Below are 13,701 nucleotides of genomic sequence, written 5' to 3'. Positions count from 1 at the left end.
ACTTAATTTTTGCTTAATTTTGTATCCTAAAACAAAAACAAGATGGATAGTCTTTTACACATCGAAAGTCCTTTCAAAACCATTATATCATTCCATAAATTAATCGAATCTTTTGAAGAAATTGCTTTGTCTGATGTTGATTACAGATCGAATTATGCCAAAGCTATTTTAAAAGAAATAGAATCTCTTCCGGAATTCAGAACGGGAATCCAGGATTACAGTCTCATCAAAAAAAATGAAGCTTTAATCAAAAATTTACTGGCCGATTTATTCCCTACTGCTTTGACTCAAAACGAAATAAAAGCGGTTACGATTCCTTTTCAGAACATTTCTTTCAATTATTCCGAACGTTTCAAGAAAATTTTACGAAATGCCGGTGATGAATTTTATATGGAAATTCGTGATTTTGATGAGCATCAATTTTACATCAATAACTGTTGTTTAATTTTAAGCAGTTATTACAAACAAAACATCGATTTTAACAAGCCTTTCTTTTATGATATTCCGGACGAAGATGGTGTAGAAAAACATTATAGAATTATGTACAACGCTGATTTCATGGAAATTAACCCAACAGAAAAAGCAGTACAGCTAAGTCAGGACGACATAGATTTATTGATTGATAATTATAATGATATTGCCCTTTGGAAATCGAAATTTCCTGAAGGAAGCTGGGTTTTAAAAGGTTTTGGAATTGTTTCCTTATTTGATGCGACTACCGAAAGTGCCATTTCGAATCTAAAAAGTAATTTATTAAAACCGGATACCAAAACGGTAGCGTCAAATGAAATTATAGAAAATATTTTTAAATCTATATTTAAAATTCCGCACTTAAAAGTAGGTTTCATTATTTATAATCCTGAGGAAGAAAAATTCATCAGACCAGTAAAATTTGATAATCAATTGCAGAGTTTTTTACTTTCGAAAGAACAGGAAGTTGATTGTAAAAATGCTTTTTTTGGTTGTTCTTTTGAAAATTTATTAGATAAAAAAGAGCCGTTTGTGATTTCGAATGTTCAGAAATTCATAGAAGAATCTCCAAACAAAAAACTGGGTGAGCATTTATTACGACAAGGCATTCAGAGTTGTGTTTTTGCTCCGGTTATAAAAGATGGAAACTTACTGGGTGTAGTAGAATTAGTTTCGAAAAACCCGAGAGATTTAAATAGTGTAAATGCGACCAAACTGGAATTGGTTTTACCTTATTTAACCGATACGATTGATCGTTATAACACGGATATGCAACATCAGGTTGAGGCGATTATTCAGCGTGAGTACACCACCATTCACCCAAGTGTTTATTGGAAATTCAAGAAAGAATCGCAGAATTACTTTCAGAATACCAATCCTACCAAAGATTATATTTTTAAGGAAATTGTTTTCAAAAACGTTTTTCCTTTGTATGGTCAAATCGACATTAAAGGCTCATCGGAACACCGAAATGAAACGGTAAAAAAAGATTTAAAAAACCAGCTTACCACACTTTTAGAAATTTTTGATAACCAAAAACCAAATAGCAATTTAGTGCTTTTGGAACAACGAAAATTTGAACTGGAATCGCTTCGTAATGAGTTGGATTCTCCTCTAAAAGCAGATACCGAGCAACATATTCAGCGTTATATTGAAGAAGAAATTCATCCTATCCTAAAAAACACAAAATACAATGCCAAGAACGAAAAACTGGAGCAATTGTACTTTGAAAGTTTAGATGAAAAATCTGGAATGTTCTATCAGGAAAGAAAAAAGTTTGATAACGCCATGTCGATTATCAATAAAAAACTGGCAACGGTTTTAGATAAAAAACAACTGGAAGCACAGCAAATCTATCCGCATTATTACGAACGTTTTAAAACGGACGGTGTTGAGCACAATTTATACATTGGGTCTTCGATTGCGCCAACAAAACCATTTGATATCATGTATTTGCACAACTTGCGTTTGTGGCAATTGCAAACGTTATGCGAAATGGAACTGGAACATCATCAGCTTAAAGAGTCTTTGCCTTATGAGTTGGATGTAACTTCGTTGATTTTAGTATTTAGCCAGCCTCTTTCAATTCGTTTCAGAATGGATGAAAAACGTTTTGACGTTGACGGAACCTATAATGCAAGATATGAAGTTGTTAAAAAACGTATCGATAAAGCTCACATAAAAGGCTCGGCAGAACGCATTACTGAAAAGGAAAAAATTACGATTGTCTATACTCAAAATAGCGAAGAAGCAGAATATCTAAAATACATTAAATATTTACAGCACAAAAAAATCCTCGAACCTGCCATCGAACAATTCGATGTTGAAGATTTGCAGGGTGTTTCAGGATTGAGAGCAATTCGGGTAAAAGTGATTAACAATACAGCTGCTACTGCAAAGAAAATCACTTATCAGGATTTGTTAGACGAGTTAAACTAAACTCCTACCGATTTAAAAGCTATTACAAACGCAAGTACACTTATGATGATTCCTACCATAAAAAGATTGTAGGCAATACGAAGTAAGTTGTATTTGCGTTGCAAAACCAGTCCGAGGTAATACAAATCTTTTATCATGGTCGAGTACAAATAATCGCGGTCTTTCATCATTTCGTTCATCGCCCAATCGTATTCGTGCAAAGGCATTTTATAGAAATTTCCAAAAAACATCAGGTTTACTTTTTTATCTTCGACATCTTCACGCGTAAAAATACCAGAAGTTACTTTTGGTCTAGTCGATAAAATAGCAAAAATAATAGTGGTAACACTAGAAATCAGCATAATAAATGTCGGAATCACTAAATGTACATTTTTAGGACTGTCTAATTTTGGGATAATTGTAGAAAGTGCAATCGAGATAATAATAGCGTTTACCGAAAGTAAAATATTCGCTTTGCTGTCTGCAATTCCGCTTAGACGGGTATGATTTCCAAGGGTTACACGAAATAAAGTATCAATGCCTCTTTCGGGTTTTTCCATTTTTTCTCTTTTCTTAAAATCATCTTCTATCAAAAAAGTTTCTTTTTCTTTTTGCTTATTGATTTTCTTTTGAATTTTAACTAAATTTTTCTCTTTCAAAGGTTGCCATTTTTTCTGTGCAAATTCGGTGTAGAAACGATGTCTATTCAATAAAAAATCAAAATTTTCTGTTGCCCATTCTAAATTACTAAAATCTTTATAACCCGTGTTTTTTAATTCTAATCGCAATAATTCGCAGGTAGAAACATACTCAGCACTGATGATATGAATGTAATCGGCGTCTTTGATAATTTTCTCCAAATGTGTTTTAGGCACGTATTCTTTGGCTGTAGCCATAATAAAAGTCGCAACTTTGGCTATAAACTCATCCGATTGGCTGTGTTGTTTCAAGAACTCCGTTGCAATACTAACGCTTTCACTCTCATGATTTTCCATTCCTTTTACGTAACCTGTATCATGGAACCAAGCTGCTACCAAAAGAGCTTCTTTATCCTCTACCCCAACTTTTTCTTTGGTACAAAGCTCATTTACAGCATTAACCACGCTCGAAGTATGGCTAAAATTATGGTACGAATATAAATTAGAAAGTTTATCTTTGAGTAAATTATAAACGAAATCTTCAGATTGTTGTATTAAATTCATACGACTATTTTTATACTACTAAATTATGAAATTGTTTTTGGATAATCATTTTAATAATAAGATTAACTCCTATTTAGCATTTGCAGCTTTACTTTTTCTCGTAAATGCCTGTGCTACACAGCAGGCGCAATATGGTAAAAATGTAAGTGCGAACGAAACTGAAAACGCTACAGACACCATAAAAATTGCACACACTTTTTATTTAGTTGGAGATGCCGGAAATGCAGACGAAGAACAGGCTCAACAAACCTTAGAATTATTACATCAAAAATTAAAAAAGTCAAGCAAAAATGCCACTTTATTATTCTTGGGAGATAATATATATCCAAATGGATTTAATGATAAAGATAGTTTATGGGCTGCGACAAAACTTTCTAATCAAATAAAAATAGGAAAGGATTTTAAAGGAAAAACGGTATTCATACCAGGAAATCATGATTGGTATAGCGGACTTTCTGGTTTAAGAAGTCAAGAAAAATTTGTTCTTTCGAATGTAAAAAACAGCAAAGCCTTTTTACCAAGAAAAGGTTGCCCTATCGATGATATAAAAATTGATAGCTTAACTACTTTGATTGCTATCGACAGCGAATGGTTTCTGGAAGATTGGGACAATCATCCGACTATAAATGACAATTGCGACATCAAAACGCGTGATGATTTTTTTGAAGAATTAGAAAGTCTTCTGAATAAAAATCAGGAAAAAACGGTTATTTTGGCCATTCACCATCCGCTGATGAGCAACGGAACTCACGGTGGACAATTTTCGTTAGAGAAACAATTATTTCCTTTTGAAAATAAAATCCCGCTGCCTGTAATTGGTTCTTTTATCAATTTACTGAGAAAAACATCGGGTATTAGTCCGCAGGATCTTCAAAATAAACAATATACTATTTATTCCAAAAGAATAAAAACACTTCTCCAGGGTCAGAAAAATGTCATTGTGGTTTCGGGGCACGATCACAATTTGCAGTACATCAGCAAAGAAAACATCAAACAAATTATTAGTGGTGCAGGTTCAAAATCAGAAGCTGCAAGAGCCATTGGAACAACCGATTTTTCATACGGCGGAAATGGTTATGCAACCCTAACTTTATTTAAAAGTGGCGATGCAAAAGTTACTTTTTATGGAAATGAAAATAACAAAGAAAAACTACTTTTTGAACGTGAAATTATAAAAGCAAAAGAATTTAATTGGGCCTCGAAAGGTTTGAATACGTTTCCCAAAACTGTTTCGACCTCCATTTACACTCCCGAAATGACCAAGAAAAGCGGATTTCATAGATTCTTATTCGGAAATCATTATCGCAAATATTACAGTTTGCCTATTGAAGCTAAAACGGCTTCTTTAGACACGCTTTTTGGTGGCTTGAAACCTATTCGCGAAGGAGGCGGACATCAGTCTGTTTCTTTGAGAATGATGGATAAAAACGGAAAAGAATATGTAATGCGCGGCATGAAAAAAAGCGCTACTCAGTTTTTACAATCCGTAGCTTTTAAAGATCAATACGTCGTAAATGATTTTGAAAATACTTTCGCAGAAGGATTTTTATTGGATTTCTACACCACTTCGCATCCTTACACTCCTTATGTTGTGGGAAGTATGGCTGATAAATTAGGTTTATCGCATACCAATCCCGTTTTATATTACATTCCGAAACAAGATGCCCTGAAAGAATTCAATTCCAATTTTGGAGATGAATTGTACATGGTGGAAGAACGTCCTACTGACAATCAGAAAGATTTACCAAGTTTTGGAAAGCCTAACGATATTATAAGTACTAATGATATGATGGCCAATTTGCATAAGGACGAAAAATATGTGGTTGACGAAAAAGAATACATCAAAGCGCGTTTATTTGATATGCTTATTGGCGATTGGGACAGACATAGTGACCAATGGCGCTGGGGCGAATATAAAGTGGGCGACCAGGTTATATACCGTCCAATCCCGCGCGACCGTGATCAGGCTTTTACAAAGTATGACGGAAAATTACTTTCGTTATTAATGAACTTTCCGGCACTTCGACACATGAGAACTTTCAAAAAAGAAATTGACAATGTAAAATGGCTCAACCGGGAACCTTACCCGCTTGATTTGGCCTTTTTAAAAACAGCAACGGAAAAAGACTGGTTAGCACAAGCCCAATATATTCAGGAAAACCTGAAAGATGAAGATATTGAAAAAGCGTTTAAAAACTTACCGAAAGAAGTTCAGGACGAAACGATTGAAGACATTATCAGCAAATTAAAAAACCGAAAAAAAGAACTTCAAAAATATGCTTTGCGCTATTCTGATGTATTATCGCATACCGTAATGATAGCAGGAACAGACAAAAAAGACAAATTTATCATCAATCATAATAATCCGAAAAGCATAGAACTTCAGGTTTTTAGAATCAAAAAAGAGGGTGAAGAATTGCAGTTTACCAAAACGATAAAGGATAAAAAAACAAGAAATTTATGGCTTTATGGTTTAGATGACGATGATGTTTTTGAAGTAAAAGGAACACAAAAATCGAAGATTAAAATTCGTTTGATAGGCGGACAAAATAATGATTCCTATTTTGTTGAAAACGGTAAAAAAGTCAAAATTTATGATTTTAAATCAAAAAACAATACGTATCACATTGATTCTAAAGCCAAAACACAACTTACAGATGATTATGTTGTAAATCTGTACGATTATAAAAAACCTAAATACAATGTCTTTTCAGGACTTCCAAATATCGGATATAATCCTGACGATGGTGTAAAAATGGGTATTAATCTGAATTATACGGTCAATAACTTCAAGCAAAATCCCTATACCCAAAAACACATTCTAAATGGTTTTTACTACTTTGCAACGGGTGGTTTAGAATTTAATTACACTGCTCATTTTCCTGGATTATTAGGAAAATGGATTATTGATGTAGAGTCTGGTTTTACGACGCCCAATTTTGCTATCAATTATTTTGGTTTTGGAAACGAAACTCAAAATGAGGATCAGGATCTGGGCATGGATTTTAATCGTGTACGCATACAACAATTTAAAGCCGCAGCAGCCATTAGACACGTCGGCCGTTACGGAAGTGAGTTTAGTTTTCAGCCTTTATTAGAACAATTAAAAGTCGAAGAAACCTACAATCGTTATATTAATGTTCCGGGAATTGTAAATCCAGCTGTTTTTGACAGTCAGGTTTATGGTGGAGCAAAAATTAAGTATTCGTTTAAGAATTCGGATTTTGTATCAAAACCAACACTGGGAATGGCTTTTATGATTGCTGGAACCTGGATGACGAATTTAGAAAATACCAAACAAAATTTTCCAACTCTCGAAAGTACCTTAGGTTTTATGCACAAAATTGACTCCAACGGAAAATTGGTTTTGGCTACACTTTTTAAAACAAAAACAATTCTGAACGACAATTTTGAATTTTATCAAGGAGTAACTCTGGGAGGTGACAAAGATTTACGTGGTTATAGAACCGAGCGTTTTTTAGGAAATTCTTCTTACTCACAAAGTACCGATTTGCGTTTTACAATAGGCAGAGTACAGCGTAGTGTAGCGCCGTTTACCTACGGAATTTTGGGTGGTTTTGATTACGGAAGAATTTGGTTTGACGGCGAAGATTCTAAAAAATGGCATCATGATTACGGTGGCGGAATCTGGCTAAATGCTATCAATGTGATTACCGCAAGAGTTTCGTACTTTAAAGCACCTGAAGAAATGGGACGTGTTGTTTTTGGTGCGGCATATAGTTTTTAGCAAAAGGTTCAAAGTTGCATAGGAACAAAGGTTCAAAGATTTTTCTTTGTCTAAAAAAATAGCCACGAATTCACGAATTATTATTAAAATTTAATTCGTGAATTCGTGGCTATTTTTTCTTAGTATCTCAGCAACTTAGTTCAATTTGAACTCGTACACCTTTCCTCCTACTTTATTTGTTTTTTCATCTGCGATTAATAAGGTGTTATTGTCTTTGAAAACTATTGCTTCTTTTTGCGAAAAATGATTCAGACTAATTTCCTTCTGGGTTCCTTTTTGGAATAAATCTCCCGAAAAACCTTCAAACAAAACAATTTTATCGTGACTTAATACAACTACCTTTTTTCCGTCAGGACTAATCGTTGCACTCGTTAACACACAATGATTGTAATTATCACAGGTTTTGAATTCGCCAATTTTCTCAGCTTTTTGAGTTCCTGCAACATTTGGAATTTTGTAAATAAAAGCGGTTCCATCAAAGCCTTTGCTTCTGTTTTTAGTGAATAAGTAAAAGTTGTTTTGGTATTCAAAAAAACCTTCCACATCATAAAATAATTCTTTTTTCTTCGGAGGAAATTCCGTTTGTTCCGGATACGAAAAAGTAACTTTATATTCGGCAACAGCGTTTTCTGAATTCAATTGGTTTTTATTCACTTTATAAATACACAAATCCTGGCGTTCGTTGTCGTTATTACCGAAATCACCAATATAGATATTTCCTTGGCTATCTTTTGTAATATCCTCCCAATCTACATTTGTGGCGTTTGTAATGGCAATGGTTTTATTTAATTTCCCCTCAGAATTTATAGCGTAAATTTCGTTTGCATTTCCGCTATCTTCGAGAGTATAAATCAAATTGGTTTCAGGAAAATACGTAATTCCGGAAACTTCTTTAAGCTTTTTAGGAAGCGAAAAAAGCTCTTTTACACCACTAGAATCTTTTTGCTGACAAGCCAATAAAACAATCGAAAAACAAAACAAGAATGATTTTTTCATAATAATATATTTTATTTGGCCACAGATTAAAATGATTTTAATGATTAAAAATCTAATTAATCTGTGTTAATCTGTGGCAAAAAATTAAATTAAATTTGCGTTTTTAAAGTTACGTGTAATAAACTCAAATGCAGCAAACATAACGTGTCCCATCGATTTTGCATTTTTGAATTTTACATCATTAGTATAACTAAAGATTTCCATTTTTAGTTGGTTTAAATTCTCAGGTGTCGAGATGGTATCATGACACATGATATTCAATAATTTGGTTATTCTGGCTTCGGCAGAGTGAATTCGCTTTGCTAAAATAGCTCTTTCTTCATCTTTATATTGAAAAATAGAACGTTCTTCGAGTTTCTCTTTAATCAATTTTATCATGGGATAATTTTCCTTAAAAAACTGCGGGCGATATACCTTAAAATTCCCTTCGTAACATTGCTGGTCAAAATCTATCGGACGAATTTTATACACCACCTGATCGAAGTCATGAATAGGGACAATTACGTAATTATAGGCTCGCATATCGCCTAAAAGCCTAATCATACAACGCTCGTTAAACTTTACAAACTCTTTTGCAATTTGTGCTTTTTCGGTTTCGGTACAAGTTTCTAACAGTGTATCCATAAAAACATCACCCGGAATTCCGATGATGTGTTCTTCTATCAAAGTGTCTTTATAAACCAAAAAATTGATTTTATCCGGCGAAAGAATATCCTCTAATTCTAATCCGTAAATTCGTGAAGCATCCGCTTTTTTAATATAAAAATGAACGTAATTATCATTAAGAATATTACGCACTTTGATTCGGAAAGGTTTCGAATTTCCAAAAGTACAATAGTCAATTGCATCGACATTTAGAAAATGAATAATCTCGTTATTACCATCAGAATGTAATAGCGAATATATTTTTTTCAGATTCAGATCGATTTCTCTTCTTTCGAATTCGTTATAATAAACCCGAATCCATAAAGTATCACTTTCGTATTTATCATAGACGTTTACAGAACCTGTGAAACGCAATAAATCATCATAAAAAACAGACACTTTCGAAATACGATCGTAACGTTCTAAATAACTCAAAAGGGGTTGCATCAAAGGGTAAGAAGGTTTTTTTAAAACCATCAACGGCTCGCTCATTTTCAATATCTTTAATGCAAATTTACATTAAATTACATTTAGCGGTAACAAAAATCCGATTGAAACGTCTTACTAAATAACTAAAACCAAAATACTATTGGAAACCATACTTACCATTCAGAATCTTCATAAGAGATACGGGCGCATTCAGGCCTTAAAAAATGTATCTTTTGAAATACAAAAAGGCCGTGTTTACGGTATTTTAGGCCCTAACGGAAGCGGAAAATCAACTACTTTAGGAATTGTGTTGAATGTTGTTAACAGAACCTCTGGCGAGTACAGCTGGTTTGGCGGAAATTTACAAACACACGAAGCCTTAAAAAAAGTGGGAGCTATTATCGAAAGACCCAATTTTTATCCGTACATGACTGCTGAGGAAAATCTGAAACTGGTTTGTAAAATCAAAAGCATTAATTATGCGAAAGTCAATGAAAAGCTTGATTTAGTAGGTTTAACCGAAAGAAAGGACAGCAAATTCAGTACGTTTTCATTGGGAATGAAACAACGTTTGGCGATTGCTTCGGCACTTTTGAATGATCCGGAAATATTGATTTTGGATGAGCCAACAAACGGCTTAGACCCACAGGGAATTCATCAGATTCGTGATATTATTCGAAAAATTGCTTCGCAGGGAACTACCATTTTATTGGCTTCGCATTTATTAGACGAAGTCGAGAAAGTGTGTTCGCATGTTATTGTTTTAAGAAAAGGCGAAATATTATATTCGGGTTCAGTAGATGAAATGTCGGCTAATGAAGGCTTTTTTGAAGTTCAGTCTGATGATAATGAAACTTTGAAAGCCATTCTGTCATCACATTCATCAGTTGAAAGGATTGCAGAAGAAGAAGGAAAAGTTTTGGTGTATTTAAACTCAGAATTATCAGCTTCAGAATTGAACAAGTTTTTGTTTTCTAAAAATATTGCCTTGAGCCATTTGGTCAAACGCAAAAACAGTTTAGAAGCTCAATTTTTAGAATTAACCAAAAACGCAACTCCAAAAAACAACTAATCATGAACAGACTTCTCTCTATAGAACTACAAAAAATCTGGAAAAACAAAGCCAGTAAAGTACTTACGCTTACCTATTTCATCCTACTATCCTTTATTGCCTTAATTGCTTCGATAAAAGTTGATTTGGGTCCAATTCATATTGACGTATCTAAAATAGGTATTTTCAATTTTCCTTATATCTGGCATTTCAATACTTACTTTGCTGGCTGGTTAAAACTTTTCCTGGCTGTAGTAATTGTTTCAATGATGGCAAACGAATACAGTTACGGCACCTTAAAACAAAACCTAATTGATGGTTTAAGCAAAAAAGAATTTATTCTATCAAAATTTTTGACCGTAATTCTTTTCGCTTTAGGTTCCACAATATTTGTTTTTGTAATGACATTAATTTTAGGATTAAGCTTTTCATCCTATAACGAAATCGAAATTATTTTTACAGATATACAATATCTTTTAGCTTTTTTTATAAAACTTACGGGGTTCTTTTCTTTCTGTTTATTTTTAGGGATTTTAATAAAACGTTCAGCATTTGCATTGGGATTTCTTTTAGTGTGGTTTTTTATAGAACAAATTATAAGAGGTTTGCTAAATTGGTTAGTATTTGATACTTCTGAACAAACAGCGAAAGTTATTGCTTATCTTCCTTTAGAATCAATGTCAAATTTAATAGTTGAACCTATTACTAGATTGTCTATTATCAAATCTATTGGTAATCAATTAGGCGCAGATGAAGTAAAGCATTTCGGCGTTGATTATTTCGCAATGCTGATTGTTCTAATCTGGACATTTTTGTTCATCTTCTTTTCGTATAAATTACTTAAAAAAAGAGATTTATAGTATATTTGTTATACTATGAATTATTTAAAATACATTTTATTTACATTTTTGGTATGCGCGATTTCAACACGAACAAATGCGCAGGTCATCAGCGTTGACGATGACCGTACTGCAGAAAATCTTGTAAATGATGTATTGGTAAACAGTTCATGCGTTGCGATTTCGAATGTATCTGTTACGGGAGACACTTTTAGCGGAGGAAAAAACAGTTATGCTTATTTCTCTTCCAATAATGGTAATTTCCCGTTTAAAGAAGGTGTTTTATTATCTACCTGGAGCAGCCAGAATTCAGTAGGGCCATTTGTAAGCAATCTGGGCGATGGTGACAGCGACTGGTTAGGCGATGCCAACTTAGATCAGGCTCTGGGAATCACTTCTATCAATGCAACTGTTTTAGAATTTGATTTTGTTCCGTTAACTAATTTCTTTAGTTTCAATTATATTTTTGCTTCCAATGAGTATCAGTATTTTTTCCCGTGTTCGTATTCTGACGGATTTGCTTTTTTAATTAAAGAAGCGGACAAAGCAGATGATACTTATCAAAACGTAGCTGTAATTCCAAATACCAATACGGTTGTTTCGTCAACCAATGTCCGCCCGAAAATTGAACCCGGAAATGGAATTAACGGAAATGATCCTTATCCAGGCTGTCCTGCCGTAAATGCAGAATATTTTCAAGGGCTGAATAATTCGACAAACAGCCCTATAAATTATGCCGGACAAACCGTTGTTATGACGGCACAAAGCAATGTGATTGCCGGAACAAAATACCATATCAAACTGGTTATAGCTGATGATTCGCAAATTTATTATGATTCTGCTGTTTTCTTAGAAGCTGGCAGTTTTAAACCAAAAATAGATTTCGGACCAGACAGAACAGCTCTGTCAAATAATCCTTTGTGCTCAGGCGAAAATTTTGTTTTGGATACCAATATGTCTCCTGCATATTCTTATAAATGGTATAAGGATAATGTCTTGATTAGCGGAGCCAATACTCCCACTTATACTCCAACAGAATCTGGAACTTATAAAGTCGAAGTAACTCTAACGCCCTCACTTTGTGAATCCTCCGGCGAAATTAAGATTGACTTTTCTCCAGAAATTCAAGTTACAAACACGACACTTGTGCAATGCGATATTGCGAATGCGGGTACCGCTTTATTCAATCTGACTAAGGTAGATGATATTGTAAAGAATAATAATTCTGACATACTCCATAATGGATATTATGAATCATTAGCAGATGCAGAAACAAAAACAAATGTTATTGCTAACCCCGAAAGTTATACCGCTGCAAATAAAACAATCTATGCACGATTAGAAAACCAATATGCCTGTTATAAAATTGCTGAAGTTGCCTTAGAAATTTCAAATGATGTGATTCCGAATCAAAATCCAATTCAGATTTGTGATCAGGATGCTATTCCGGATGGTTTATATGAAATAAATTTAAGTACTGAAGTTTCTCCTAACATTACAGGAGTGCCATCGGGGTTGAATTTTATTTACTATGCAAATGAAAACGATGCTTTAACAGAAACAAATCAATTGCCTAATTTATTCAAAAATTCAATTCCAAATGCTCAGACAATTTATGCCAGAGCCCTCAACGGCACAGACTGTTATGGCGTTGTAGCAATTGAACTTGTAATAAACACCTTTGATCCTCCAGGTTTTAATGATGAAACTTTAGCTTTATGCAAAGATGATAGTATGATTTTAAGCGTAGATTCTGGCTTTGTAAGTTATTTATGGAATACGGGAGCCACTTCTAATTCGATTCCAGTTTCCACAATTGGAGATTATACAGTTACTGTTAGCGATGCAAATGGGTGTGAAAAAACAAAAAACTTTAAATTAGTATTATCAGAACCCGCCACAATAACAAATGCCATTATTAAAGATTTTTCTGCAAATGACAACTCGATTTTAGTAGAATATACCGGAGCAGGCAACTATGAATTTTCTTTGGATGGAACCGTATTTCAGGCCGATTCTTTGTTTATAAATGTTTCGCCCGGAATTTATAATGTTGTAGCACGCGATAAAAACAATTGCGGTTTATCGAACATCTATGTCGTTTATGTACTGGATTACCCGAGGTTTTTTACTCCAAACGGAGATAATTACAATGACGTATGGTACATAAAAAACCTAAATCTGATTTCAAATTCTACTTATACGATTAGCATTTTTGATCGTTTTGGTAAATTAGTAAAACAAATGAACAATAACAGCAGCGGCTGGAATGGTTTGTACAATAATCAACAATTACCTGCTGATGATTACTGGTTTTCTTTACTTTTTAATGACGGAAAAAATGTAAAAGGGCATTTTAGTCTGAAAAGATAATACCCTGAAAAATTCCAAAACCCAAATTCC

General features: G+C 33.8%; 8 protein-coding genes. 5 read left to right on the top strand and 3 right to left on the bottom strand.

Translation table 11 applies throughout. The features are described from left to right. The first annotated feature begins 42 nt into the window (after positions 1 to 42). Positions 43 to 2,409 (top strand): GAF domain-containing protein, encoded by a 2,367-nt coding sequence (locus GON26_RS16705; RefSeq protein WP_160375911.1) that lies wholly within the window; start codon positions 43 to 45, stop codon positions 2,407 to 2,409. Here GON26_RS16705 and GON26_RS16700 read toward each other — a convergent pair. Beyond that, positions 2,406 to 3,590 (bottom strand): Pycsar system effector family protein, encoded by a 1,185-nt coding sequence (locus tag GON26_RS16700; protein ID WP_160375910.1) that lies wholly within the window; start codon positions 3,588 to 3,590, stop codon positions 2,406 to 2,408. The genes GON26_RS16705 and GON26_RS16700 overlap by 4 nt on opposite strands. Before the next feature lie 25 nt (positions 3,591 to 3,615). Between GON26_RS16700 and GON26_RS16695 the strand changes: the two genes are divergently transcribed. Continuing rightward, a complete protein-coding gene (locus GON26_RS16695) occupies positions 3,616 to 7,338 on the top strand; it encodes a metallophosphoesterase (protein ID WP_160375909.1) in 3,723 nt (1,240 codons plus the stop codon). A 135-nt stretch (positions 7,339 to 7,473) separates the two neighbouring features. On the opposite strand, the gene GON26_RS16690 is transcribed toward GON26_RS16695, so the two are convergent. Both GON26_RS16690 and GON26_RS16685 read right to left on the bottom strand, forming a co-directional pair. Continuing rightward, a complete protein-coding gene (locus GON26_RS16690) occupies positions 7,474 to 8,334 on the bottom strand; it encodes an SdiA-regulated/phytase-like domain-containing protein (protein ID WP_160375908.1) in 861 nt (286 codons plus the stop codon). Positions 8,335 to 8,418: 84 nt separating this feature from the next. Next, positions 8,419 to 9,471: a hypothetical protein gene (locus GON26_RS16685; RefSeq protein WP_160375907.1), complete on the bottom strand. Its 1,053-nt coding sequence runs from the start codon at positions 9,469 to 9,471 to the stop codon at positions 8,419 to 8,421. A 97-nt stretch (positions 9,472 to 9,568) separates the two neighbouring features. Between GON26_RS16685 and GON26_RS16680 the strand changes: the two genes are divergently transcribed. Genes GON26_RS16680 through GON26_RS16670 form a run of 3 tightly spaced genes read left to right on the top strand, consistent with a single transcriptional unit; the run spans position 9,569 to position 13,671 of the window. Beyond that, positions 9,569 to 10,480, top strand: a complete 912-nt coding sequence (locus GON26_RS16680) for an ABC transporter ATP-binding protein (RefSeq protein WP_160375906.1) — start codon at positions 9,569 to 9,571, stop codon at positions 10,478 to 10,480. 2 nt (positions 10,481 to 10,482) lie between these two features. Then, positions 10,483 to 11,319 (top strand): ABC transporter permease, encoded by an 837-nt coding sequence (locus GON26_RS16675; protein WP_160375905.1) that lies wholly within the window; start codon positions 10,483 to 10,485, stop codon positions 11,317 to 11,319. Positions 11,320 to 11,334: 15 nt separating this feature from the next. Continuing rightward, on the top strand, positions 11,335 to 13,671 hold the full coding sequence (locus tag GON26_RS16670) for a T9SS type B sorting domain-containing protein (RefSeq protein WP_160375904.1): 2,337 nt from the start codon (positions 11,335 to 11,337) through the stop codon (positions 13,669 to 13,671). Positions 13,672 to 13,701 lie beyond the last annotated feature (30 nt).

The organism is Flavobacterium hydrocarbonoxydans (assembly GCF_009789235.1).
In the GTDB taxonomy this organism is placed as follows: domain Bacteria; phylum Bacteroidota; class Bacteroidia; order Flavobacteriales; family Flavobacteriaceae; genus Flavobacterium; species Flavobacterium hydrocarbonoxydans.
This window is presented reverse-complemented; position numbering and strand designations above follow the sequence as displayed.

Excerpts from the sequence above, each read along its gene's own strand:
- GON26_RS16705 (WP_160375911.1), top strand. The coding sequence starts at position 43 with ATGGATAGTCTTTTACACATCGAAAGTCCTTTCAAAACCATTATATCA.
- GON26_RS16700 (WP_160375910.1), bottom strand. The coding sequence starts at position 3,590 with ATGAATTTAATACAACAATCTGAAGATTTCGTTTATAATTTACTCAAA.
- GON26_RS16695 (WP_160375909.1), top strand. The coding sequence starts at position 3,616 with ATGAAATTGTTTTTGGATAATCATTTTAATAATAAGATTAACTCCTAT.
- GON26_RS16690 (WP_160375908.1), bottom strand. The coding sequence starts at position 8,334 with ATGAAAAAATCATTCTTGTTTTGTTTTTCGATTGTTTTATTGGCTTGT.
- GON26_RS16685 (WP_160375907.1), bottom strand. The coding sequence starts at position 9,471 with ATGAGCGAGCCGTTGATGGTTTTAAAAAAACCTTCTTACCCTTTGATG.
- GON26_RS16675 (WP_160375905.1), top strand. The coding sequence starts at position 10,483 with ATGAACAGACTTCTCTCTATAGAACTACAAAAAATCTGGAAAAACAAA.
- GON26_RS16670 (WP_160375904.1), top strand. The coding sequence starts at position 11,335 with ATGAATTATTTAAAATACATTTTATTTACATTTTTGGTATGCGCGATT.